The sequence below is a fragment of the Citrobacter sp. Cpa228 genome (genome assembly GCF_030333085.1).
In the GTDB taxonomy this organism is placed as follows: Bacteria; Pseudomonadota; Gammaproteobacteria; order Enterobacterales; family Enterobacteriaceae; genus Citrobacter; species Citrobacter pasteurii.
Genome location: NZ_JAOWGQ010000042.1, coordinates 231831 through 257268, shown reverse-complemented (window position 1 = coordinate 257268; position 25438 = coordinate 231831). Strand labels below are relative to the sequence as shown.

The 25438-nt window shown below is 53.2% G+C and carries 24 protein-coding genes and 2 pseudogenes; 12 read left to right on the top strand and 14 right to left on the bottom strand.

The genetic code is table 11. The annotated features are described in order from the left end of the window. Positions 1-95 precede the first annotated feature (95 nt). Positions 96-458, bottom strand: a complete 363-nt coding sequence (locus OGX91_RS08825; protein WP_005120482.1) for a YibL family ribosome-associated protein — start codon at positions 456-458, stop codon at positions 96-98. 292 nt (positions 459-750) lie between these two features. Between OGX91_RS08825 and OGX91_RS08820 the strand changes: the two genes are divergently transcribed. Then, positions 751-957 carry a hypothetical protein gene (locus OGX91_RS08820; RefSeq protein ID WP_005120484.1) on the top strand — a complete coding sequence of 69 codons (207 nt, stop codon included), beginning with the start codon at positions 751-753 and terminating at the stop codon, positions 955-957. 12 nt (positions 958-969) lie between these two features. On the opposite strand, the gene mtlR is transcribed toward OGX91_RS08820, so the two are convergent. The 3 genes from mtlR to mtlA form a co-directional block, all read right to left on the bottom strand. Then, a complete protein-coding gene (mtlR, locus tag OGX91_RS08815) occupies positions 970-1560 on the bottom strand; it encodes a mannitol operon repressor MtlR (RefSeq protein WP_005120486.1) in 591 nt (196 codons plus the stop codon). Then, positions 1557-2705 carry a mannitol-1-phosphate 5-dehydrogenase gene (gene mtlD / locus OGX91_RS08810; RefSeq protein WP_005120487.1) on the bottom strand — a complete coding sequence of 383 codons (1149 nt, stop codon included), beginning with the start codon at positions 2703-2705 and terminating at the stop codon, positions 1557-1559. The genes mtlR and mtlD overlap by 4 nt, the downstream gene beginning before the upstream one ends. 138 nt (positions 2706-2843) lie before the next feature. Then, positions 2844-4757: a PTS mannitol transporter subunit IICBA gene (mtlA, locus tag OGX91_RS08805; protein WP_005120488.1), complete on the bottom strand. Its 1914-nt coding sequence runs from the start codon at positions 4755-4757 to the stop codon at positions 2844-2846. Between the two features lie 533 nt (positions 4758-5290). Here mtlA and OGX91_RS08800 point away from each other — a divergent pair. The 9 genes from OGX91_RS08800 (at position 5291) to OGX91_RS08760 (ending at position 15431) form a co-directional block, all read left to right on the top strand. After that, positions 5291-5653, top strand: a complete 363-nt coding sequence (locus tag OGX91_RS08800) for a DUF3302 domain-containing protein (protein ID WP_040231593.1) — start codon at positions 5291-5293, stop codon at positions 5651-5653. Between the two features lie 2 nt (positions 5654-5655). Beyond that, positions 5656-6792: an HlyD family secretion protein gene (locus OGX91_RS08795; RefSeq protein WP_101742499.1), complete on the top strand. Its 1137-nt coding sequence runs from the start codon at positions 5656-5658 to the stop codon at positions 6790-6792. A 70-nt stretch (positions 6793-6862) separates the two neighbouring features. Next, positions 6863-7471 (top strand): glutathione S-transferase, encoded by a 609-nt coding sequence (locus tag OGX91_RS08790; protein ID WP_005120492.1) that lies wholly within the window; start codon positions 6863-6865, stop codon positions 7469-7471. A gap of 106 nt (positions 7472-7577) precedes the next feature. After that, positions 7578-8969, top strand: coding sequence for an L-seryl-tRNA(Sec) selenium transferase (selA, locus tag OGX91_RS08785; RefSeq protein ID WP_286625988.1), 1392 nt, complete (start codon positions 7578-7580; stop codon positions 8967-8969). Further along, on the top strand, positions 8966-10810 hold the full coding sequence (selB, locus tag OGX91_RS08780) for a selenocysteine-specific translation elongation factor (protein ID WP_040231599.1): 1845 nt from the start codon (positions 8966-8968) through the stop codon (positions 10808-10810). Before selA ends, selB begins: the two co-directional genes overlap by 4 nt. A gap of 188 nt (positions 10811-10998) precedes the next feature. Continuing rightward, a complete protein-coding gene (gene yiaY, locus OGX91_RS08775) occupies positions 10999-12150 on the top strand; it encodes an L-threonine dehydrogenase (protein WP_005120495.1) in 1152 nt (383 codons plus the stop codon). Positions 12151-12242: 92 nt separating this feature from the next. Continuing rightward, positions 12243-13781, top strand: coding sequence for an aldehyde dehydrogenase AldB (aldB, locus tag OGX91_RS08770; protein WP_003837670.1), 1539 nt, complete (start codon positions 12243-12245; stop codon positions 13779-13781). A 184-nt stretch (positions 13782-13965) separates the two neighbouring features. Then, positions 13966-14289, top strand: a complete 324-nt coding sequence (locus OGX91_RS08765) for a DUF3302 domain-containing protein (protein ID WP_005120498.1) — start codon at positions 13966-13968, stop codon at positions 14287-14289. Between the two features lie 5 nt (positions 14290-14294). Continuing rightward, on the top strand, positions 14295-15431 hold the full coding sequence (locus OGX91_RS08760) for an HlyD family secretion protein (RefSeq protein ID WP_005120499.1): 1137 nt from the start codon (positions 14295-14297) through the stop codon (positions 15429-15431). A gap of 17 nt (positions 15432-15448) precedes the next feature. Here OGX91_RS08760 and OGX91_RS08755 read toward each other — a convergent pair whose 3' ends face one another. Continuing rightward, entirely contained in the window at positions 15449-16402 is a 954-nt protein-coding gene (locus OGX91_RS08755; RefSeq protein ID WP_005120500.1) for a LysR family transcriptional regulator, read from the bottom strand. 121 nt (positions 16403-16523) lie between these two features. Here OGX91_RS08755 and OGX91_RS08750 point away from each other — a divergent pair, with 121 nt between their 5' ends. Beyond that, positions 16524-17264, top strand: a complete 741-nt coding sequence (locus tag OGX91_RS08750) for a MipA/OmpV family protein (protein ID WP_040231602.1) — start codon at positions 16524-16526, stop codon at positions 17262-17264. A 95-nt stretch (positions 17265-17359) separates the two neighbouring features. On the opposite strand, the pseudogene OGX91_RS24200 reads toward OGX91_RS08750, so the two are convergent. Continuing rightward, positions 17360-17488: pseudogene (locus OGX91_RS24200) on the bottom strand (hypothetical protein); the annotation flags it as partial. Here OGX91_RS24200 and OGX91_RS08745 point away from each other — a divergent pair. Further along, a pseudogene (locus OGX91_RS08745) lies at positions 17489-17725 on the top strand (helix-turn-helix domain-containing protein); the annotation flags it as partial. It lies immediately after the preceding pseudogene. Positions 17726-17729: 4 nt separating this feature from the next. Here the strand turns inward: OGX91_RS08745 and araD are convergent. The 8 genes from araD to yiaK form a co-directional block, all read right to left on the bottom strand. Further along, a complete protein-coding gene (gene araD, locus OGX91_RS08740; RefSeq protein ID WP_005120504.1) occupies positions 17730-18425 on the bottom strand; it encodes an L-ribulose-5-phosphate 4-epimerase in 696 nt (231 codons plus the stop codon). Continuing rightward, a complete protein-coding gene (locus tag OGX91_RS08735) occupies positions 18419-19279 on the bottom strand; it encodes an L-ribulose-5-phosphate 3-epimerase (protein WP_005120506.1) in 861 nt (286 codons plus the stop codon). The genes araD and OGX91_RS08735 overlap by 7 nt, the downstream gene beginning before the upstream one ends. Then, on the bottom strand, positions 19272-19934 hold the full coding sequence (gene ulaD / locus OGX91_RS08730) for a 3-keto-L-gulonate-6-phosphate decarboxylase UlaD (RefSeq protein ID WP_149691913.1): 663 nt from the start codon (positions 19932-19934) through the stop codon (positions 19272-19274). The genes OGX91_RS08735 and ulaD overlap by 8 nt, the downstream gene beginning before the upstream one ends. After that, positions 19934-21436, bottom strand: coding sequence for an FGGY-family carbohydrate kinase (locus tag OGX91_RS08725; RefSeq protein ID WP_005120508.1), 1503 nt, complete (start codon positions 21434-21436; stop codon positions 19934-19936). Before OGX91_RS08725 ends, ulaD begins: the two co-directional genes overlap by 1 nt. Before the next feature lie 97 nt (positions 21437-21533). After that, positions 21534-22853 carry an MFS transporter gene (locus tag OGX91_RS08720; protein WP_003837687.1) on the bottom strand — a complete coding sequence of 440 codons (1320 nt, stop codon included), beginning with the start codon at positions 22851-22853 and terminating at the stop codon, positions 21534-21536. 31 nt (positions 22854-22884) lie between these two features. Next, positions 22885-23817, bottom strand: coding sequence for a DUF4862 family protein (locus OGX91_RS08715; protein WP_286625983.1), 933 nt, complete (start codon positions 23815-23817; stop codon positions 22885-22887). 12 nt (positions 23818-23829) lie between these two features. After that, the gene (locus OGX91_RS08710; protein ID WP_155021706.1) at positions 23830-24294 is read right to left on the bottom strand and encodes a YhcH/YjgK/YiaL family protein; all 465 of its coding nucleotides are present in this window, start codon (positions 24292-24294) and stop codon (positions 23830-23832) included. Between the two features lie 11 nt (positions 24295-24305). Further along, a complete protein-coding gene (yiaK, locus tag OGX91_RS08705; RefSeq protein WP_040231609.1) occupies positions 24306-25304 on the bottom strand; it encodes a 3-dehydro-L-gulonate 2-dehydrogenase in 999 nt (332 codons plus the stop codon). Positions 25305-25438: the final 134 nt, after the last annotated feature.

The following is a 25438-nucleotide window of genomic DNA, read 5'->3' as shown; positions in this document are numbered from 1 at the left end:
AAATGTGAGGTGCTGGTAGGATCTGACTGAAATTGGTAGGGCCAATTGCGAGGGGAAGAGAAGGACCGGGCAAGCGAGTGTTGCCCGGTGGCAGATTAGAACTCGCTTTTCGCGAAGCCCGTCATCTCTTTCAGGCCCATTTCACGGCCAAGCTCGGTCATCGGGTGGACGACGATCAGGCCGCGCACGCTCTTCTTCAGCTTGCCCATGTCGGCCTGTTCTTTTTTGGTGATGGCACGGCTGAACGGGAGTTTGCTGAGCTTCTGTGCTTCTTTACTCAGCTTTTGGCCGTGTACTTCACGCAGTCGTGCGATCTCAGTTTCCAGAGTTTCTTTCTCTTGCTCCAGCTCGGCATATTTGTCGGCGGCTTCAACCAGGGACAGGTCAGCCTGTTGGTGGCGGATAGCGTCAAGACGATCGCTCAGGCGTTTAATTTCGTTTTTTTCGACTTCTTTCATAGGATAGCTTCTGATAAAAATAGGATGAATATCCTATAGTATGCGCGCAGAGCGGGATTATTCACAACTCATCGAAGATAAATAATCAAATGCCGCAAGTATTATTAAGCTAATGGTAATGCTACTGTTTTGATTCATAAGGGACTTTAAGCGATAAGATTGGCCATGGCGCTTTTTATTGGCGGGTTTATAGCGAAGCACGTTTTCCTTAATATAATCGCCCAACCGATCCTAAACTTAAAAGAGCAACCGCACAGGCTGAGCGCGGTTAATACATGGAGGAGGGAAGATTATGGCGAAAATAGGTGATAACGTTTCGGTTCTGATTGATAAGACCGTCGATTTTATGGCTTCCAGCCAGGCTTTTCGCGAATATCTGAATAAAACACCGCCGCGCGACGTAGTCCCTTCTGAAATACCACAGGAGAACGCGCAGCTGTATCTGCAACGTCTGGCGTACTATCGGCAACTGTATCGACCGCAGCAGGAAGAGAAGTAAGCCTGCAGGGTCTTATTTTTGAAAGGCTTTTTTTAAGCTGATTTTAGAAATCAGCTCGGTCAGGGAAAGTACCATCGTGGAGCGCACCATCTGCTGGTAGCGCTGGATCTGCATAGCGTGCAAACCTGAGTCTGAGGTATCAAACTGCGGTGGCGGCGGGAGTGCCGTCACGCAGTGAAGTTCGCCAAACGGGCCAAGAATCTCGTCGTCGGTGAACGCGTATTCATTGCCGTCATGGTTTAACTCTTCCCGCAGCGCCATCAGCAGTTCCGCATCTTCATATTCCGGGCGGCTGAGTACGCCCAGACCATAGATGAGTTTGAGACGAACGGAAAGATCGCCCAGCGGACCGTCACCGTCGAGCAACGGTTCTACGGCATATTTTACCGCATAGTCATCTTTGCGAAATACCTGAAGCACAAGGATATTCACCGCCTCGGTGAGCAGTTCTACGGCGGTGATGAGGAAGCTGCGTACGGTTTTGCCAGCATTCAGACGCTCAAGCACACGATTTTCAAAGGCCTGCGTTTGTTCCATTATTGCCTGCATATCTGACAATCTGTCATTTGGGCGCAGGCTGACCTGCGCCACATTCTCAATCATTTGGTCGCGTTATATGCGTTAACCGCCTCCGCCACCACATCACTATTGGCATCCAGACCGGAAACCTGCGCCAGCGCGGCCTGCGGACCTTTTTCGTCAATCAGCGCGGCCAGCTCCTGTGCCTGCGGATCTTCTTCACTGCGATAGTGCATCGCTGCTGCAATACCGGTGACCAGATTCGCGTGCGGCAGGCCGTACTCCAGCGTGCCCAGTAGCGGTTTAATCAGACGGTCGCCCGCGCTCAGTTTACGCAGTGGCTGACGGCCAACGCGCTCAACGTCATCTTTCAGATACGGGTTTTCAAAGCGACCGAGGATTTTCTGAATATATGCTGCATGTTTTGCCGCATCAAAGCCATAGCGTTTGATCAGTACCGCGCCGCTCTCTTCCATCGCACCTTTTACCACTGCACGGATTTTCTCGTCGAGAATCGCGTCACGGATGGTCTGATGACCGGTCAATTTTCCGAGGTACGCGGTTATAGCATGCCCGGTGTTCAGCGTGAAGAGTTTACGTTCGACAAATGCCATCAGGTTATCAGTTAATTCCATTCCCGGGATGTTTGGCAGTTCGCCTTTGAATTGCGTTTTGTCGACAATCCACTCACTGAAGGTTTCGACGGTGACTTCCAGCGGGTCGTTGGTCGCAGAAGCGGAAGGGGGAACGATGCGGTCTACGGCGGAATCGACGAAGCCAACATGTTCTTCAACCCAGGCTTTGTCTTCATCTGCCAGCGCGTTCATTACGTGGCCTTTCAACTGGGTCGTGCCGCGCACCATGTTTTCACAGGCGATGATGTTCAGCGGAGTCACGATACCCTGCGCTTTGCGTTTAACCAGCCCTTTGGCGATGGCCGGAGCGATACGCTCAAGCACGACCGGACCGACGGCGGTGGTGACTAAATCTACGTGGGCAATCAGTTCAACGACATCATCGCCGATGCTGCTCACGGCGTTGACGCCGGAAACGGTATCAACCTGCTCGTTTTCACCGACCACATGAACCTGATAGCTATGACGGGCATTCAGGGCATCGAGCACGACCTGATTTACATCCGCGAACGTCAGCTGTATCCCCGCGTCCGCCAGCAGTTTGCCGATAAAGCCACGACCGATATTACCTGCGCCAAAATGTAATGCTTTCATAGTATTAACCTTCATTAATGTTTTTACCCAAGAGGGCTGGGGTGAGGGACTGCATAGATTTCCCCTCACCCAAACCCTCTCCCTTGCGGGAGAGGAAACCGTAGGCCCGATTAGCGTAGCGCTATCGGGCAACGGGGTTTACTTACGACCCGCCAGCAGCGCCAGAACTTCATCCACGCTGGTGGTATGGGCCAGACGTTCGATCACGGATTCGTCATCCAGCGCGTTGGTCAGACTGGTGATCACCTGGATGTGCTCGTTGTTACGCGCAGCGATACCAATGACCAGGCGGGCGATATCGTCTTCTTCTTCACCGAAACGTACGCCTTCCGGGTACTGGCAGAACACCACGCCGGTTTTCAGCACGCGGTCTTTGGCTTCAACCGTACCGTGCGGTACAGCGATGGACTCGCCGAGGTAAGTCGGGGTCAGTTTTTCGCGGTCCAGCATCGCCTCGACGTATTCCGGCTCAACATAGCCGCCTTTCACCAGTTGCTCACCGGCAAAGCGAATCGCTTCTTCTTTGTTGGTGGCTTTACGGCCCAGGAAGATATTCTCCGCACCCAGTTTGAACAGATGGGTATCACCCTCTTCAAAGCTGTCTTGCAGGTGATCGCGGACTTTCTCTTCGTTCACGTTGTGGCGCTGCGCAGCGACCAGACGTTCGGTCAGGTTGGAGTACAGACCGCTGTCGAGGAAGTTGGTCAGCGAAATGTGCTGTGCCTGCGGAACCTGGCGCATAGCGCGTTCGGTCAGGTCACGGTGGGTAATGACCAAATCCACATCCGGCGGCAGATTGTTGATCGCGCTGTTGGTGACGGAAATCTGCGACAGACCGGCATCCTGCACTTTCTTACGCAGTACGCCCGCACCCATGGCGCTGGAACCCATGCCGGCATCGCAGGCAACAATGATTTTACGCACATGGCTCAGGTCGTTGGTCACGTCGCCCGCCGCCAGCGGAGATGCGCCTTTGGATTCCGCTTTCATGTCGTTCATACGACGGGTTGCGGCTTCAATGTCATCTTCTTCTTTCACTTTGCTGGTTTTCAGCAGAATGGCCGAGACCACAAAGGAGACCGCCATTGCCGCACAAATTGCCGCGATGTTGGCGAAGTAAGCACCCTTCGGCGTCATTGCCAGTACGGCCAGAATAGAACCCGGAGAGGCCGGAGAAACCAGGCCGCCGTTCAGGATAGTCAGGGTAAATACGCCAGTCATACCGCCGAGGATGACGGCCAGGATCAGACGCGGGTTCATCAGCACGTACGGGAAGTAAATTTCGTGGATACCACCCAGGAAGTGGATGATAGCCGCGCCGCCTGCAGACTGTTTAGCGCTGCCGCGACCGAAGAACATGTATGCCAGCAGGACGCCCATACCCGGACCCGGGTTAGCTTCAATCAGGAAGAAGATGGATTTGCCCATCTCATGGGACTGCTGAATACCCAGCGGTGAGAAAATACCGTGGTTGATGGCGTTGTTGAGGAACAGGATTTTCGCCGGTTCAACGAAGATAGACGCCAGCGGCAGCATGTCATGGACAACCATGAAGTTAACGCCTGCCGCCAGGATTTTGGAAAGTGCTTCAACCAATGGGCCAATGCCAAGGAATGCCAGAATGGCGAGGATCATCCCGATGATGCCAGCGGAGAAGTTATTCACCAGCATCTCAAAACCGGACTTGATCTTACCGTCTACCCAGCCGTCGAAATGTTTGATAGCCCAGCCGCCCAGCGGACCTGCGATCATCGCGCCGAGGAACATCGGCATATCGGCGCCGACGATAACGCCCATGGTGGTGATAGCACCGACCACGCCGCCACGCTCGCCGCCAACCAGCTTACCACCGGTATAACCGATCAACAGCGGCAGCAGATAGGTGATCATTGGGCCGACCAGCTTCGCCAGCGTTTCGTTTGGCAACCACCCTGTCGGAATGAATAATGCGGTGATAATACCCCACGCGATAAACGCGCCGATATTTGGCATCACCATGTTGCTGAGGAATCGACCAAAGCTTTGCACCTTGATCTTAATATCGGATGACATAAAAACACCCCTTCTTATGTTTGCTATCGCGCAGGCTGAAAGCCCGAGGTTTGTTAATGTAGCGGCAGGAGGTAGCCGGACCCTGTAGATACTGCGAAATCTGGCACTGAATCGTTCAACTGTCCAGTCGATGACTTTTAGTGTGATCAATATCACGTAAATATAGGGTTTACGGTATTACTTAATGTGATTTTGATCACAAAATCCCGGTATAAAAAAACATCATTACGCGAGAGTGGGCTGAAAAAGGTACTTAAATGTGAAGTTGTTCACGTTTTTGCTTTGGCTGTTTGTTGAGTATTTGTGATCTACTTCGCAATAAATATTTGTCGGGATTTCTCCTGATGTGATCTGGCGCGGATTCTGTTTCATCCCCCATTTCTTGTTGCTACCCCGCGAGCCGTTAACCTGCAAATTTATACCCTGGTGGTATGGCGGAAATGACTAACTGCAATTATGTTCAAATTACCAGTCATGACTCCTTTCGGCTGCCTGCAATTGAAAGCTCTGATTAGCGTGAATACGAGGCGGGTATGTTTCTAAACTATTTCGCGTTAGGTGTGCTGATCTTCGTTTTTCTGGTTCTGTTTTACGGAATCATCGCCATCCATGATATTCCCTATAACATGGCTAAGAAGCGCAACCATCCCCATGCCGATGCCATCCATACTGCGGGTTGGGTGAGCTTATTTACGCTGCACGTCATCTGGCCGTTCCTGTGGATCTGGGCCACGCTCTATCAGCCAGAACGAGGCTGGGGGATGCAGTCACACATTACGCCGACCGGGAAGGAACCTGACCCTGACATTGCCGCGCTGGCTACGCGCATAACCCAGTTGGAAAAAAGACTGGATGGGGAGAAAAAAGACGATAACTCCACCTTTCCGGAGATTTGATCATGGATTTGTTGATTGTCCTGACTTACGTGGCATTTGCCTGGGCCATCTTTAAAATATTCCGTATTCCGGTAAACCAATGGACGCTTGCCACCGCCGCATTAGGTGGGGTGTTTATTGTGGCGGGACTCATCTTATTAATGAACTATAACCATCCGTATACCTTTACGGCGCAAAAGGCGGTTATTTCAATTCCTGTAACCCCGCAGGTCACGGGAATTGTGAGTGAGGTGACAGATAAAAATAATCAGCTAATTAAAAAAGGCGAGGTGTTATTTAAACTCGATCCTGTGCGTTATCAGGCGCGAGTGGACCGACTGCAAGCCGATCTTGTTACCGCCACGCACAATATCGACAATCTGAAAGCCCAACTTTCTGAAGCTGTCGCCAATACTACCCGCGTTTCCGCGGAACGCGATCGTCTGTATAAAGATTATCAACGCTATTTGAAGGGCAGCCAGGCGAAGGTTAATCCCTTCTCTGAAAGCGATATCGACAACGCGCGGCAGAACTATCTGGCACAGGACGCGCTGGTAAAAGGTTCCGTTGCCGAACAGACGCAGATTCAGAGTCAGTTAGACAGTATGGTCAACGGGGAGCAATCTCAGGTTGCCTCCCTGCGCGCTCAGCTCGCTGAAGCCAAATACAATCTTGAGCAGACTATCGTCCGCGCCCCCAGCAACGGCTATGTTACGCAGGTGCTTATTCGGCCCGGAACCTACGCCGCCGCGCTGCCTCTGCGCCCGGTGATGGTGTTTATTCCGGAACAAAAACGGCAAATCGTGGCGCAATTCCGCCAGAACTCATTGCTGCGTCTTAAACCGGGTGATGAAGCGGAAGTTGTCTTCAACGCGCTGCCAGGCCAGGTATTCCCCGGCAAGCTCACCAGCATTCTGCCGGTTGTGCCGGGAGGTTCTTATCAGGCTCAAGGAGCATTGCAGTCTCTGACGGTGGTGCCGGGTACCGATGGCGTGCTGGCCACAATTGAGCTGGCTCCCAATGCTGATGTGGATGCGCTACCGGACGGTATTTATGCCCAGGTGGCGGTTTACTCCGACCATTTTGCCCACGTGTCGGTGATGCGTAAGGTACTGCTGCGTATGACCAGTTGGATGCATTACCTTTATTTGGATCATTGAGACCGTCATCACCTGCCATTTATGGTGACCTGAGCCATACTGATATTTTTGTTGGCAAAAAGGACCCGGCATGAAACTCATTGGCAGCTATACCAGCCCTTTTGTGCGTAAAATTTCTATTCTGTTACTGGAAAAGGGCATCATCTTCGAATTTGTGAATGAACTCCCCTATAACGCGGATAGCGGCGTGGCGCGTTACAATCCATTAGGAAAAGTGCCCGCGTTGGTCACTGATGAGGGTGAGTACTGGTACGACTCCCCAATCATCGCAGAATACATAGAGCTGCTGGATATTGCGCCAGCCATGCTGCCGCGTGAACCGTTGGCAGCACTCAAAGTTCGTCAACTGGAAGCGCTGGCCGACGGTATTATGGATGCGGGATTAGTCTCGGTGCGCGAGCAGGCTCGCCCCGCCGCGCAGCAGTCAGAAACTGAACTGTTACGCCAGCGGGAGAAGATAACCCGTAGCCTGGATATGCTGGAAGGCTATCTGGCGGACGGTACGCTGAAAACGGATACGGTTAACCTGGCTACCATTGCGATTGCCTGCGCCGTCGGTTATCTCAATTTCCGTCGGGTCGCGCCCGGCTGGTGTGTTGACCGCCCGCGTCTGGTCAAACTGGTGGAAACGCTCTTTCAACGTGAAAGTTTTGCCCGTACGGAACCGCCAAAGGCTTAAGGCTTGATGTGTATGTATGTCTGCCTGAGCAAAGTCACGGTACAATCCTTCCTATATCGATAGCCCTCTCCACGGTGGAGAGGGCCACCAACAGCCAGGCCCTTTCATGACAACCGACATGCGTTCACTCTACAGCCAGCTTCCCGCTATCGATCGTTTATTGCGCGATAGCGCCTTCCCAGCCTTACGTGAGTCTCACGGTCATACCCGGGTGGTTGACCTGCTGCGTCATATGCTCGACGAAGCCAGAGAAGCGATTCGCGACACGCACGCGCTCCCGGCATGGTGTGAGGACTGGGCGCAAGAAGCCAGTGCCCGGCTGGAACGAGAATCGCAAAGCGCGCTGCGTCCGGTGATTAACCTGACCGGAACGGTGCTGCATACCAATCTTGGGCGCGCGTCGCAGGCCGAAGAAGCGATCGAGGCGGTGGTGCAAGCAATGCGCACGCCGGTGACGCTGGAATACAGCCTGGATGATGCCGGACGTGGGCATCGGGATCGGGCGCTGGCGGATTTACTCTGCCGTCTGACGGGGGCGGAGGATGCCTGTATCGTCAATAACAATGCGGCAGCGGTGCTGCTGATGCTGGCTGCAACCGCTAATGGCAAAGAGGTGGTTGTTTCACGCGGTGAGCTGGTGGAAATTGGCGGCGCGTTTCGTATTCCGGACGTGATGTGCCAGGCCGGATGTGTTCTGCGTGAAGTAGGTACTACCAACCGGACCCATGCGAAAGATTACCGTCAGGCGGTGAATGAAAACACTGGTCTGCTGATGAAAGTCCATACCAGTAATTACAGCATTGAAGGCTTTACCAGCTCGGTGGATGAGGTTGAGCTGGCTGCTATTGGCAAGGCGTTGGATGTGCCAGTGGTGGCGGATCTCGGCAGCGGCTCGCTGGTCGATCTCAGCCAGTATGGATTACCGCAGGAACCGATGCCGCAACAGCTGATTGCCGCGGGCGTCAGCCTGGTGAGCTTCTCAGGGGATAAGTTACTGGGCGGGCCGCAGGCCGGGATTATCGTCGGTAAAAAAGAGATGATCGCGCGTTTGCAGAGCCACCCGCTGAAACGCGCATTACGGGCTGATAAAATGACGTTGGCTGCGCTGGAAGCGACGCTGCGGCTCTACCTTCACCCGGAAGCGCTGGCGCAGAAGTTGCCGACGTTACGCCAGCTGACCCGCACGGCAGAGGCGATCCGCGAACAGGCGCAACACTTACAGGCACGGCTTGCCGAGCATTACGGCGACGAATTCGCCCTGAACGTCATGCCTTGCCTGTCGCAAATTGGCAGCGGCTCGCTACCGGTTGATAGGCTGCCCAGCGCGGCATTAACGTTTACTCCCCATGACGGGCGCGGTAGCCGCCTCGAAGCCCTGGCCTCCCGCTGGCGTGCGCTACCCGTGCCGATCATTGGCCGGATTTATGATGGCCGCATGTGGCTGGACCTGCGCTGCCTTGAAGACGAGACCCGGTTTATGGAGATGATGCTGAAATGATTATTGCAACCGCCGGACACGTTGACCACGGAAAAACAACGTTATTACAGGCGATTACCGGCGTGAACGCCGACCGTCTGCCGGAAGAAAAAAAGCGCGGCATGACCATCGATCTCGGCTATGCCTACTGGCCGCAGCCGGACGGGCGGATACTGGGATTTATCGATGTTCCCGGACACGAAAAGTTTCTTTCCAACATGCTGGCGGGTGTCGGCGGTATCGATCACGCGCTGCTGGTGGTGGCGTGTGATGACGGCGTGATGGCGCAAACGCGTGAGCATTTGCAAATTCTGCAGTTGACGGGCAATCCGCAGATCACCGTGGCGCTCACCAAAGCCGATCGCGTGGATGAAGCTCGCATCAACGCGGTGCGTGCTGAGGTGCACACTACGCTTGAGAACTATGGTTTCGCCGATGCGGTTCTGTTTGTGACGGCCGCCAGTGAAGGCCGTGGAATCGAAGAACTGCGCGAACATTTGCTGCAATTAACGTCGCGTGAGCATGCCCGCGATCGCAGCTTTCGCCTTGCGATTGACCGGGCTTTTACGGTCAAAGGCGCGGGACTGGTGGTGACCGGGACGGCGCTCAGCGGTGAAGTGAATGTCGGTGATACGTTGTGGCTCACGGGCGTCAACAAACCGATGCGCGTACGTAGCCTGCATGCGCAAAATCACGCCACCGATCGCGCACAGGCGGGACAACGTATTGCCCTGAATATTGCCGGTGATGCGCAAAAAGAAGACCTTAACCGCGGTGACTGGCTGCTTGCTGATGCGCCGCCGGAGGCCTTCTCACGCGTCATTGTCTCTTTAGAACACGCTGCACCGCTGATGCAGTGGCAACCGCTGCATATTCACCACGCGGCCAGCCACGTCACCGGGCGTATTTCCCTGCTCGAAGGGACGCTGGCAGAGCTGGTGTTTGATACACCACTGTGGCTCGCCGATAACGACCGTCTGGTGCTGCGTGATATTTCAGCTCGCACGACGCTGGCCGGTGCGCGCGTGGTAACGCTCAATCCGCCGCGTCGCGGGAAGCGTAAGCCGGAGTATTTACAATGGCTGGCGGCGCTGGAGAAGGCGCAAAATGACGGCGACGCCCTGGCGCTGCATCTGACGCGCGGAGCGGTGAATATTCCTGACTTCGCCTGGGCGCGTCAGCTCAACGGTAACGGCATGCGTCCGTTGATTGAGCAGCATGGCTTTATTCAGGCGGGATACAGTCTGTTGAATGCCACCGTTGCCGCTCTCTGGCAGCGCAAAATCCTTGATACGCTGGCGACTTACCACGACCAGCACCGTGATGAGCCAGGGCCCGGGCGCGAACGCCTGCGCCGGATGGCTTTGCCAATGGAAGACGAAGCACTGGTTCTGCTGCTGATTGAAAAGATGCGTGAGAGCGGCGTCATCCATAGTCATCATGGCTGGCTGCATTTGCCCGATCATAAGGCCGGTTTTAGCGATGAGCAGCAGGCTATCTGGCAAAAAGCAGAACCGCTTTTTGGCGATGAGCCATGGTGGGTACGCGATCTGGCAAAACAGACCGGTACGGATGAGCAGATAATGCGTATGGCGTTACGGCAAGCGGCGCAGCAAGGCATCATCACCGCGATCGTTAAAGATCGCTATTACCGTAACGATCGGATTGTGGCCTTTGCCAATATGATCCGCGAACTGGATCAGGAGCGAGGATCGACCTGCGCTGCCGATTTCCGCGACAGGCTTAACGTTGGGCGTAAATTGGCTATTCAGATTCTGGAATATTTTGACCGTATTGGTTTTACGCGTCGTCGGGGAAATGATCATTTATTACGCGATGCATTACTGTTTCCCGAAAAGTAATGAAACAATTAATTCAGAAAATAAATGAATTAATACAAAATAGATATTGATTGAAATAAGCACATTAGATTATGAACCTAATGTGCTTTTTAATTTCTAATGTTATTAAAATAACAACCACGATCATATTTTGTTGGGATTATCACTCGTATGCTTCCTGCCTCTTTTGAGTAATTAAGGATCGTACAATGGCTGCTTCAACATTTTTTATTCCTTCCGTGAATGTAATTGGCGCTGGTTCATTAAAAGACGCAATGAATACAATGGCGGAATATGGTTTTCGTCGTACGTTAATTGTCACGGATGCCATGCTGGCGAAATTAGGTATGGCGAGTGAAATTCAAAAAGCGCTGCAGGAACGTGATATTTTCAGCGTAATTTACGATGGTACGCATCCTAATCCGACAACCAGCAACGTTGCCGCAGGTCTGCAAATGTTGAAAGAACACGACTGTGATAGCGTAATTTCCCTTGGCGGCGGTTCCCCACACGATTGTGCGAAAGGCATTGCGCTGGTGGCGGCTAACGGCGGCGATATTCGCGATTACGAAGGCGTAGACCGTTCTGCAAAACCGCAGTTGCCGATGATCGCCATTAACACCACCGCGGGCACGGCATCAGAGATGACCCGTTTCTGCATCATTACTGATGAAGTACGCCACATTAAAATGGCGATTGTCGATAAGCACGTTACGCCGCTGCTGTCGGTTAATGACTCCTCGCTGATGGTCGGCATGCCGAAGTCGCTGACGGCGGCAACCGGTATGGATGCGTTGACCCACGCGATTGAAGCCTACGTGTCGATTGCTGCCACGCCGATTACCGATGCGTGTGCGCTGAAAGCGGTCACCATGATTGCGCAAAACCTGCCGGTCGCCGTTGAAGAGGGCAGCAATGCTCAGGCGCGCGAAGCCATGGCCTATGCGCAGTTCCTCGCGGGCATGGCCTTTAACAACGCCTCTCTGGGTTACGTACACGCCATGGCGCACCAGTTGGGTGGCTTCTACGATCTGCCGCACGGCGTATGTAATGCCGTACTGCTGCCGCATGTACAGGTATTTAATAGTAAAGTTGCTGCTGCCCGCCTGCGCGATTGCGCGGCGGCAATGGGCGTGAACGTTGCGGGTTTGAGCGCAGAGCAAGGGGCGGAAGCCTGCATCACGGCGATCCGCGAGCTGGCGCAGAAAGTGAATATTCCGGCCGGTCTGCGTGAGCTGAACGTGAAGGACGAGGATATTGCCGTACTGGCGACCAATGCCCTGAAAGATGCCTGCGGTTTCACTAACCCGATTCAGGCGACTCATGAAGAAATCATGGCGATTTATCGCGCTGCCATGTAATTCGTGATACCTGTCGTAAAGCAGTAAATGGCTGGCGAATAATTCGCCAGCCCCGTCTACCCTTGTAGTACCCCTACAGCAAGGAGACGGTCATGACCAACAACCCCCCTTCAACGCGTATTTATCCCGGCGAGTATGGTTACCCTCTGAAGTTAAAAGCCCGATACGATAACTTTATCGGCGGTGACTGGGTCGCCCCGGTGGACGGCGAGTATTACCAAAACCTGACGCCGGTTACCGGGCAATTACTGTGCGAAGTGGCCTCTTCCGGCAAAAAGGATATCGATCTGGCACTGGATGCCGCGCACAAAGTAAAAGACAAGTGGGCACAGACATCCGTGCAGGACAGGGCGGCGATTCTGTTCAAAATCGCCGACCGTATGGAGCAAAACCTGGAACTGCTGGCGACGGCAGAAACCTGGGATAACGGTAAACCCATCCGCGAAACCAGCGCGGCAGATGTGCCGCTGGCAATTGACCATTTCCGCTATTTTGCCTCCTGTATTCGTGCGCAGGAAGGGGGAATCAGCGAGGTTGATAGCGAAACCGTGGCTTATCACTTCCATGAACCTCTTGGCGTGGTAGGGCAAATTATCCCGTGGAACTTCCCGCTGCTGATGGCCAGCTGGAAGATGGCACCCGCGCTGGCGGCGGGTAACTGCGTGGTGCTTAAACCTGCGCGCCTGACGCCGCTGTCCGTACTGTTGCTGATGGAAGTCATCGGCGATCTGCTCCCGCCTGGCGTGGTGAACGTGGTAAACGGCGCGGGTGGGGAGATCGGTGAGTATCTGGCGACGTCAAAACGTATTGCGAAAGTGGCGTTTACCGGCTCAACGGAAGTCGGCCAGCAGATCATGCAGTACGCTACGCAGAATATTATTCCTGTCACGCTGGAGCTCGGCGGCAAGTCGCCAAATATCTTCTTTGCCGACGTTATGGATGAAGAAGATGCGTTCTTTGATAAAGCGCTGGAAGGCTTTGCGTTGTTTGCCTTCAACCAGGGTGAAGTCTGTACCTGCCCGAGCCGTGCGCTGGTGCAGGAGTCCATTTACGAACGTTTTATGGAGCGAGCCATTCGCCGCGTGGAGAGTATCCGCAGCGGTAACCCGCTCGATAGCGTAACGCAGATGGGAGCGCAGGTGTCGCATGGTCAACTGGAAACCATTCTGAATTACATTGATATCGGTAAGAAAGAAGGAGCGGATGTTCTCACCGGCGGGCGGCGCAAGCAGCTGGATGGCGAGTTAAAAGAGGGTTATTACCTTGAGCCGACCATTCTGTTTGGCAAGAACAACATGCGGGTTTTCCAGGAAGAGATCTTCGGCCCGGTGCTGGCCGTCACGACCTTCAAAACCATGGAAGAGGCGCTGGAAATCGCCAATGACACTCAATATGGACTAGGCGCTGGCGTCTGGAGCCGTAACGGTAATTTGGCGTACAAGATGGGCCGTGGGATTCAGGCGGGGCGTGTATGGACCAACTGCTACCATGCTTACCCGGCACATGCGGCGTTCGGCGGCTATAAGCAATCGGGCATCGGACGCGAGACGCATAAGATGATGCTTGAGCATTATCAGCAAACCAAGTGCCTGCTGGTGAGCTACTCGGATAAACCTCTGGGACTGTTTTAATTTCTCGTCACTTATTGCCCGGTTTTGCGCCGGGCATATCTTTATTCTGCAGTTATATATAAACCCATATGTCGTTATATAAATAAGATAATTGCATTCCATATACATACTCATCTACTATCATTCAATCTATTTGTTAATCTAAATAGAGTTCTTATTTGTTATTTCAATCTCTGAGGCAAATATGTTTCTTGATTATTTTGCATTAGGAGTGCTTGTTTTTGTATTCCTGGTCATTTTTTATGGGGTTATTATTCTGCATGATATTCCCTATCTGATTGCAAAAAAACGTAATCATCCTCATGCCGACGCAATACATGTCGCGGGTTGGGTGAGTTTGTTTACCTTACATGTTATTTGGCCCTTTTTGTGGATCTGGGCAACACTGTATCGCCCGGAGCGCGGCTGGGGTATGCAGAGTGCGGACTCTTCTCTTATTCAACTGCAGGAACGGGTAGCCGATCTGGAAAAGAAACTGGGTGAGGTTAAGACCTATCCGGCGGAGTAATATTGATGGATTTACTGATCGTTTTGACCTATGTGGCGTGTGCATGGTCAATATTTAAAATTTTTAAAATACCTGTCAACAAATGGACAGTACCGACAGCAGCATTGGGCGGTATATTTATTGTGTGCGGACTGATATTACTGATGAATTATAACCATCCGTATACCTTTAAGGCGCAAAAGGCGGTCATTTCTATTCCCGTAGTACCGCAGGTGACGGGGGTCGTGACGGAAGTGACGGATAAGAAGAATACGCTGATCAACAAAGGCGAGGTGCTGTTTAAACTTAATCCGGGGCGTTATCAGGCGCGGGTTGATCGCCTGAAAGCCGATATTGTCACCGCACAACACAAAGAGCAGGCGCTGGTGGCGCGGCTGGACGAAATGAAAGCTAACACGCAGCGGGCAAAGGCTACCCGTGACAAGCTGGCGAAAGATTACCAGCGTTATGCGCAGGGGAGTCAGGCGAAGGTGAATCCTTTTTCTGAACACGATATCGATGCGGCGCGGCAAAACTATCTGGCGCAGGAAGCATCGGTGAAATCCTCTGTCGCGGAGCAGCAGCAAATACAGAGCCAGTTAGACAGCCTGATACTGGGCGAGAATTCGCAAATTGCCAGTCTGAAAGCGCAGTTAGCCGAAGCGGAGTTCAACCTGGACCAGACCGTGGTTCGCGCGCCCAGCGATGGCTATGTTACGCAGGTGCTGATGCGCCCGGGAACCTATGCCGCCGCGCTGCCTATGCGTCCGGTGATGGTGTTTATCCCGGATCAAAAACGGCAAATTATCGCCCAGTTCCGTCAAAACTCGCTGCTGCGTCTGGAACCTGGCGATGAAGCTGAAGTGGTATTTAACGCGCTGCCGGGTAAGGTATTTCGCGGTAAACTGGCTGCGATTAGTCCGGCTGTGCCGGGTGGTACATACCAGTCTAATGGGGCGCTGCAATCTTTAAATTCCACGCCCGGTTCGGAAGGGGTGATCGCCACGATTGAGCTGAATGATAATGCGGAGGTTAGCGCGTTACCTGATGGGATTTACGCGCAGGTCGCCGTTTATTCAGACCACTTCGAACATGTGTCCGTCATGCGCAAAGTCTTGTTGCGAATGACCAGTTGGGTACATTATCTGTATCTTGACCACTAAATATCCCCAGGTCTCGTTTACTCAGGCTGCAGATATCGCGCCTGAGTAAGCTGCTGGCGAATCTCATTTAACATTTCATCCAGTATGTACTGCACTCGCCAGGGCTGATATTCACGTTTGCGGAAAATAGCCACCAGATCCAGCCACCATTCATGCTGTTCAGAAAAGCACGGCTTCAGCAGCCCAGATTGGATATCGGCTTTTACACTTTCATTTGGCGCAAACACAATGCCCAGATGGTTTCGCGCCAACGACAGCGCAGATTGCGTATTGTCGCAAACATAATTACCCGTTACGCGATAGTCATGCATTTGTTTGCCATCGGAGGAAGAGAATCGCCAAATGTTGGCATCATCAATCATCATGGAATCAATCAGAATACAGGAGTGATGCTCAAGTTCTTCAGGAGTGCTGATGGGATGTTGGGCCAGGTATTGATTACTGGCGAAAGCGGTAACCACATATTTGGTAATAAAACTGGCGACCAAAGATTCATCTTTTGGATGTGCATAGGTAATTAAAACATCACAGTCATCAGGAAATTCGACTCCTTCATAAAAGGCTTTACGTTCCAGATTAGATGTTTTTAGCGAGAGACTAATATCGCCGATATCCTGAATTTTTGCGATCACATGTTGCGATAAATAAGCAATGATGCCCGTTGGAGCATATACCGTGACACGACCACGTTTTTCATGCTTATAATCAGCTATGAAATTATTAAGTTGGTTGTTCCTGTCCAGCATGTCATTGATATAGGGAAGCAGTGCCGTGCCAAACGGAGTAAGGGTGAGTTGTCGGGTGGTTCTGTCGAAAACCTTTAACCCTACTTTTGATTCAAAGTCAGCAAGATATTTACTGACGTTGGCTTGCGCAATGCCGAGGATAGTCGCTGCGTGGCTGATGTTTTCACTGGCAGCGATTACCGAGATAATCTTCAATTCCCGGTGTTTGAGTTGTAATTTATTCATCGCAAAGCCCAATATATATATGATTTTATATATTACTATATAAATATGAATGTTGCATCGATGAAATTGTAAGCATTATTATGCACGCGCTTTGTAGCTTATTTTAAAATGGAAAGTTGGCATGTTAACTAAACGCAATGTTGTGGCGCTAATTGCTTTTTCTTTTATGGCGAGTGCATCAGCCGCAGAATTTTCTCTTGGCGCTGGGGCTGTATATAACGAATCACCTTATCGCGGATATAATGATAATGTTCATGCCGCACCGCTGGTCAGTTATGAAAGTGAATCTTTTTATTTTAGACAAACAACCTTAGGGTATATATTGTCAAAAAGTAAAAGCAATGAATTTAGCGTAACTGCGTCCTGGATGCCGCTTCAATTTGACCCTGCCGATAACGACGATCATGCGATGAAACAGCTCGATAAGCGTGACAGTACCGCAATGGTCGGCGCTGCCTGGTATCATCATGAACAATGGGGCAGCTTAAAAGTATCCGCAGCTGCAGATGTTCTGGATAACAGCAACGGCTGGGTTGGAGAAATGTCTCTGTTCCGTCAAATGCCGATGGGCAAACTGATGTTAACCCCGGCGGTTGGCGTGCTCTACTATGACGAAAACTTTAACGAATATTATTACGGCATCTCTGGCAATGAATCCCGCCGTAGCGGGTTATCAAGTTATTCCCCAGGGGACAGCTGGACACCCTATGTTGCGCTGACCGCGAAATATCCGTTAACCGCTAACCTGACGTTGCTGGCCAGCGCCAACTATAGCGTGCTACCGGATGATATTAAAAATAGCCCGATGGTCGATCGCGACGACAGCTTCACTTTCCTGTCAGGGGTGAGCTGGCGTTTCTGATTCTCACCCGTTTGTCCTCAGGGAGGAGGGCAATCTTTTCAGTACGCCAGGCCAGATAAAGCGCGAAGCGTCGGCGCTACTTTGCTTCACGCCTTCCTGCCAGGCTCGGCTGAGTCGATGGTGATTTTTACCTGCTCATGCCACGGATAATCGCCGCTAATGCGTAATTTGCGCGTCCTGTTCTCAACGGGAACTTCCATGCTATTACCCACGTACATTTTGATTTACAGCGTGTTTTTCGTGGCGCTTTCCGGCTGACGTTAATCGAAGCGTTGCATCGCCAGCGGGTGAGAGCGGCAGAAAAACTGTTGATCAGTGATTTGTTGTCGCTTACCGAAGTGGCGATGAAATGTGGGTTTAATGACGTGGGCTAGTTTCGCAAAATCTTCCGCAAACACACCAGCCTGACGCCCGCGGCGTGGAAACGGCGCTATTGCAAAGAACATATCAATAGCGCCTGACCCGTTATTGCCCGTAATACGCATTCGCCCCGTGTTTGCGCAGATAATGTTTATCCAGCAGCTCAGACTGCATATCCGGCAACTGCGGGGCCAACTGGCGAGAGAACAGCCCCATGTAGGCGCACTCTTCGAGCACCACGGCGTTATGCACCGCGTCTGCCGCGTTTTTACCCCAGGCGAACGGTCCGTGGGAGTGCACCAATACCGCCGGAACCTGCAGTGGATTGAGATCGCGCTGCTCGAAGGTCTGAATGATCACCTCTCCGGTTTGATATTCATATTCGCCGTTGATCTCTTCAGTGGTCATCAGACGCGTACATGGAATAGAACCATAGAAATAATCGGCATGGGTGGTGCCCCATGCCGGGAGATCCAGACCCGCCTGCGACCAGATCGTCGCGTGGCGAGAATGGGTATGGACGATCCCGCCGATCTGTGGATAACGACGGTACAGCGCCAGATGGGTTGGCGTGTCGGACGACGGTTTTTTACTGCCTTCCACCACGTTGCCGCTGGCAATATCCACCACCACCATATCGTCGGCAGTCATCACCTCATATTCCACGCCGGATGGCTTAATCACCATCAGTTTACGTGTTTCATCCACTGCGCTGACGTTGCCCCAGGTAAAGGTCACTAAACCATGTGCCGGGAGCGCCAGGTTGGCCGCCAGCACCTCGGCTCTCAGTTGTTCTAACATGGAAATCCTCCTTCCTGCATGCGTGCTTCTATCCAGCGCCGTGCCTGGATAATTTCCAGTACCGGCTCTTTCGCTTTTTCAGTCCACATTTCAATCAGAAACGACCCGCGATAGTTCAGCTGATGCAGCGTTTTGAAGATGCCAACAAAGTCCACGCACCCTTCGCCAAACGGCACATCGCGAAACTGGCCCGGATGGGTTTCGGTTACCGGCAACGTGTCTTTCAGGTGGATAGCAGCGATGCGGTCAATACCCAGCGTCAATTCGGCCGTGACGTCATTCCCCCAGGCGCTGAGGTTACCGACGTCCGGATAGACGGTGAACCACGGCGAGGACAACATCTGGTCCCACTTTTTCCACTTGCTGATCGAGTTCATAAACGCGGTATCCATGATTTCTACCGCCAGCATCACCTGCGCGGCGGCGGCCTGCTCCACTGCCCATGCCAGTCCTTCGGCAAAGCGCTGCTGCGTGCCTGCGTCATGTTCTTCGTAATAGACGTCGTAACCTGCGAGTTGAATGGTGCGAATACCTAAATCGCGCGCCAGGCGAATGGCTTTGCTCATTATTTCTCGCGCCCGCTCACGCACGGTTTTATCGCGGCTGCCAAAGGGAAAACGACGGTGGGCTGACAGGCACATTGACGGGATCGCCACGCCTGTTTCCAGTATCGCGCTGACTAACGATGCGCGCTGTGTTGCGCTCCAGTCGAGACGTGACAGGCGCTCATCGGTTTCATCCACCGACATTTCGACAAAATCAAAACCGCAGCTTTTTGCCAGCACCAGCCGTTCTGGCCAGCTGAGGTCTTTGGCGAGTGCTTTCTCATAGATACCTAATGGATGATTACGCATGCTGTGTTCCCCAGATAGCGTCGATTTGCGCATGAAACTCACCAGCAACTTGCGCTGGGTTTTGCGCTCCCGCCAGCGCGCGCCCGGCAATAAAAGCTTTGACGTTAATATCGCGGAACAACGGCAGATCGGCGGGGGTGATCCCACCGGTAATCGACAGTTCCAGGCCGATATCGGAAAGCGCCTTCATGCGCGCCAGATCCGCTTCTCCCCACTGTTGTCCGCTGGCCTGAGCATCGCGCCCGCGATGGTAAATCGCCTGGCGAACGCCAACGCGATACCAGTCGCGGGCATCATCCAGCGTCCAGTTACCGAACAGCTCCATCTGAATTTCGCCGCCGCAGGACTGCGCGATGCCATGACCTTTCTCTACCGTCGCCAGCGGCGCAGCGCAGATGATGGTCATCCAGTTGGCACCTGCGCCAAAGGCTTGCTGCGCGAGGGTTTCGCCCGCATCGGCCACTTTCCAGTCGGCGACGATGATTTTATTCGGGCACTGAGCGCGCAGGGCTTTCACGGCGCGCAGCCCTTCGGTTAAGCAGAGAATCGTCCCCGCCTCAACGATATCGACGCTTTCGTGTAGCAGAGCGACGTCGCGTTGTGCGGCTTCAAGGCTGGTGTGGTCGAGCGCCAGTTGTAGTAATGGTCGACTCATCATTCGTGCTCCTTAATGCGGGCGTGGTAGCCCTGTAGTGCGGTAATTAAATCCAGATATTGGCGGTATTTACGCTGGTAGCTCGCCTGCGCGGCGGTGTCCGGCAATAGCGTGCGCACCGGGTGCTGTAGGCTGCGCTGGGCGTCGCTGAAGTTGGAATAAACGCCGGTGCCGACGCGGGCGGCGAGCGCAGCGCCAAAGCAACCGGTCTCTTCAATCTGCGGCAATTCGATACGTAAACCGCTGACGTCTGCCAGCATCTGCATCCAGATGTCGGAGTGCGCCGGGCCGCCGGTGACGCGCAGGGTATGTGCCTTCGTAAAGCGTTCGCGCATGCGGTTGAGGTGGGTCATGTGGCTGAAAACCACGCCTTCGTAGATAGCCTGCAATAAGTGGGCGCGAGTGTGTATCGCCTGCATGCCATAAAAGCCGCTGGTCATCTCCAGCCCGGCGTTGCTGCCGTACAAAAAGGGCAGGAAGAAAAGCTCGCTACCGGCTTTCGGTAAGCTGGCAACGGCCTGATTGATCTCAGCAAAAGAGAGTTCGCCCCACTGGGCGGTAAACCATTCCAGATTGCCGGAAGAGGTCGGACTGGCTTCGTGAACAATGTACTGCCCGTCGTTGACATAGCGCCCATAGACATAGGGATGGGCCTCGTGGTCGCGCAGGCCGTGAGCGATCCCGCTGGTGACGGCCCAGGTACCCATCACCGCGTTGAGGGTGTATTCATCTTCGATACCGGCGCAGAGTGCGGTGGAAACCACATCAAACAGTCCGCCGACGACGGGCGTGCCCGCCGCCAGACCGGTTATGGCGGCTGTCTGAGCGGTGATTTCCCCGCATATTTCTGCTGAGCCGACAATCGGCGGCAGCGCATTGTCGATCTCACTGATGCCCAGCCACTGGGTCAGGCGCGAGTCGTACTGACCCGAAGTCATGTTGTAGAGGTTCGACTCGGAGATATTGCTTTCTTCGCAGCCTTTGACGCCGGTTAAGCACCAGCGCAGATAGTCATGGCCCATCATGATGCAGCCAATTTGCGCGTAACGTTGGGGTTGATTCTCTTTCACCCAGCGCAGCAATGATGCCGGGTGCCCGGTCCATAACGTCTGGCGGGTGACCGGGTAGAGCTGCTCGGGAATTCCATCCTGCTGCCAGCGCTGGACGATTTCCATCGCCCGGCGGTCGGAAGAGAGGATGGCATTGCCCAGCGGTTTATCCTGCTTATCGAGAAGGAACAGGCCTTTGCCCTGAGCGGAAATACCGACACCTTTGATTTGATCGCCGCAGACGCCGGTGCGTGCTAACAGCCCGGCGATCGTGGCTACACACTGTTGCCACAGCTGGTGCATATCGCGTTCGGCGTAACCGGGCAATGGCGATGCGGTCTGCAACGATTGCCGGTTAATACCATGCTCATGACCTTTGGCGTCATACAACCCGGCTTTCAGATACGTACCACCACAATCAATGCCCAGCCAGAAGGTCTCTTTCTCACTCATCTTGTTATCTCATTTTTGCCGGATGGCGCTGCGCTTATCCGGCCTATGACGGTTGCAGCTTGTAGGCCCGGTAAGCGAAGCGCCACCGGGCATTGTTTTACGCTGTACGTTTATGTGGATTCAGTGTCTTTAGCGGAGCGGCACCGGCGTCGCATTTGGCTGGCAGCAGCAGCGCCATCAGCGCGGCCAGAGCCAGTGAGATAGCCAGGCAGTAAACTCCCGCATCTTTGCTATACAGGGTGATGAGTACGCCGACCGCGTAAGGACCGCAGAAGCCACCGAGGTTACCCAGCGCGTTGATGACCCCGCGTGCGCCACCGGCCATTTCCGCACTGAATAAACGTGCCGGAATGGTCCAGAACACGCCCGCTGCCGATTGCAGGAAGAAGCCGCAGCCGACCAGCGCGGCATAAGCCAGCCAGACGTTATTTTTCAGCGCCACGGAGAGGAACATGCACAGGGCAAAGCCAATCAATGGCAGGCAGACGAACAGCTTGCGTTTGCCGGTGCGGTCAGAAAGAGAAGAGAACAGGAACATCCCGGCAATGGCCCCGACGTACGGCAGAATGGCGAGCATACCGACCTGTCCCATGCTGCTGTGCGTCAACTCTTTGAGGATGGTCGGCAGCCACAGGGTGTAACCGTAAATCCCGGTCTGATAGAAGAAGTTCAGCGCGATGAGCTGCCACATGGTTTTATCGGAAAGCACCGCGCCCAGAGAGGCATTTTTGACTTCGGTTCCGGCAATGGCTTTTTGTTCGGCGGCCAGCGTTTCGACCAGATAATTTTTCTCGGCCTCAGAGATCCAGCGCGCCTCCTGTGGACGGTCGTAAACGGTATAGGCCCACAACACCAGTACAACGACGGAAAGCAAACCTTCAATAATGAACAGCCAGCGCCAGTCGAGAACGGTGATTATCCAGCCTGAGAGCGGGGCGGTAATGATCCCGGCAATCGGCACAAACATAATCACGATCGCATTGGCGCGACCACGCTCGGCGTCGGGGAACCAGTTACTGATCATCGTCAGCACCACCGGCAACATGCCGCCTTCGGCAACGCCGAGTAAAAAGCGCAGAACCAGCAGTTGGTACTGATTAGTGATTAACCCCGTGAGGACGGAAATCACCGCCCAGGCAACCAGCGACCAGCCGATAAATTTCTTGCCGCTGCCGTGAACGGCAATTTTTCCACCGGGAACCTGTAAAAACAGATAACCGATAAAGAAAATACCGCCCGCCAGTCCTGCCATGGTGGCGGAAATACCTAATTCCTCATCCATTCCGCCCGGCATCGCGAAAGCGATATTGACGCGGTCCATATAAGAAATAATACAGGCGATGAGAATAGGTGGAATAATCCGCAGCCAGCGCTGACGGGGTATATCTTTGAGTGTAGGGCGAGAGGTCATGTTCATATTAATATTCTCGTAGAGTAGTATTTTATTTTTATAGTTTTGCTTTATTTAATGCGGCGATACCGTCGCGCAATATTGCTACGCGATGGTTCACATCTGCATTGGCGTTTATTTCCAGCAATTTTATACCGGCAAATTGCAATGGTTCGGCTTCTGCGCAGGCGAATAATTCGCGGGCATGGTCGGTGGTCATCAGGCTTTGTGGGCAGAACGGGGCAAATGGGGCATGTAAGTCCTGCCACTCGCCGTAGTCTCCCGTTATTGTGGTGCCGGAGAACATCAACGCGCCCAGTTTTCCAGCCCGTTTGGCCTGCTGTGTGTGGGTCAGCGCCAGAGCGGGGTTCTGTCCTTCAATGGCCGATCGCGCCCAGTTAATGCACACGCTGATGTCATACCCGGCAATGACCTCCAGCACATTGTCTAACGGCAGAAAGCCTTTGCGCGGCGCAATGCCGGTCATGGCATCGCAATGTTCCAGCACCAGATCGCAGGACCAGTCCCAGGAGGTAATCTCTTTCAGCGAACGGGCAAACGCGTCGGTGGCCTGCGCAACATTTGGATTGCTGGCATTGGGTGCGGCATGCAACTCCAGCGCAATCACTTTTCCGGCGTGGATTGCATTGATATGGTTGATTTTCTGCTGCAGATGACGGTAATACGCTACGCAGGCTGTACGTTGTTCTTCGTCGCTGGAAGCCAGACCAAAAGCGCTGTTTGCGCCGCGACGGCGCATGGTTTCCATAATGGCGGTGACCACGATTTGCCAGTCGCCCGGCGTATGACGCAATAACCATTCGTCGCCTAACGGGTGAAGATGTTCAAGGCAGGGCTGCTCCAGACCGCGAATATCCGGGGTATCGGCGAGCAGCCGCCAGAATTCCTTCTCTTCCTCTTCACTCTTTTGGTGAAATGAGGGTGCACAGGGGTACGCACCGATAATATAACCGGCATTATTAACGCTCATGTTGTGCTCCTTTTATAAAACTGAAATAGCAACCTTCACAACTATTTTGCGGATCGCCGTGGCGACAGTTTTATGACATGCAGGGCGGTGAACATCCTGCGGGAAAAATATGGCGTAGCTTCCCGGAACCATTTCGATGAATGATTCATGTTCGCTGGCGTGATAAAAAATAATATCGCGCTGTTCTAATAACGATTCGCTGATTGGGTTATTCCCGGTATCAATCGCGATACCGATTTTTTCTTCACCCCAGGCCAGAAACTGAATATCCAGGTAGCGGCGATGCACTTCCGGGCGATTTTCGGCAACATCACGCGTGGTTAAATCGATAATCTGCGCGAAGATATTTTTACCGTCGATTTCCACCACGCCCGGTTCCAGTTTGCGGAAGTCTGTGCTACGCAGAAAGTCGAGCGCCCTTTCAATCGCCGCGGGTAAACGACACGGGTTAGGCTGAGCGATATGTCCAAAGATCATACTCTGACTCCTTACAACGCCTGAATTTTGGCCCAGACGCTGTCATCAACGGTGATACCGTTGCGGCGGTTTTCTTCCAGCAGCTTGGTAAACTCGTGGCCCGGCAGGCGGACAGGCGTGTTTTCATCTGCGCGTTCAGCGGCGGTGATGAAATCCATAATGCGCTGCAGTTTGGCGTCGCGGGTGGCGCCGTCGATCAACTTGTCTACTTCAATGGCGATGAAAATCTGTGAAACGCCATATTCATCGCTGTTGTCCTGGGTGACCTCAGCCACGGAAGAACCGTCTGAAAGCAGGGTGGCGATCATATCCAGCACAATCGACAGACCTGAACCTTTCCAGTAACCCATTGGCAAGATACGGCGATTTTTCTCGATAACGCCAGGTTCTCTGGTGAGATTACCTTTATCGTCGAACCCGCCGTCCACCGGCAGTTCACGGCCCGCCAGACGGTTAACTTCCAGCATGCCGTAGGAGAACATCGACATCGACATATCGACCATGGTGATCGGCGTGGAGGGGATGGCAACAATCAGCGGGTTAGTACCGATGCAGCACTCTTTAGAACCCCATGCAGGCATCACGGCAATGGAGTTGGTCCAGCAGATACCGATGTAGCCTTTCTCCGCCGCCTGCCAGCCATAGCTGCCGCCGCGCATCCAGTGGTTGGCGTTACGCAGCGCGACCAGGCCAATACCGTGATCGGAGGCCAGTTCAATGGCACGATCCATCATCTTTTTCGCCGTCAAATTGCCGATCGAACGTTGGGCATCCCACTGCTCAATTGCCCCCAGGCTGGTAATGCGCTGCGGTTTGGCCTCAGGAATGATGTCACCGTTATCCAGTTGCTGAATGAAACGGGGAAAACGGTTGACGCCGTGCGAATACACACCGGACTCGGTGGTACGGGCAAACATTTCGGCACAGGCATCGGCGGTTTCAGCGGCGATACCGCGTGCCAGCAGTACCCGATTGAACGCTTCTTTCAACTGCTCAAAAGTGACTTTCATTCCTGTTTCCTTGTTTAAATTTGATCGCTTTTTTATCTCTAAATTTCACTATGCGAAATCTGATTTCAAATATAGCGATCAAGTTTTGACAGATCAACGGGGTGCCATGTTTTTTAAAATCATTAAAATCAAAT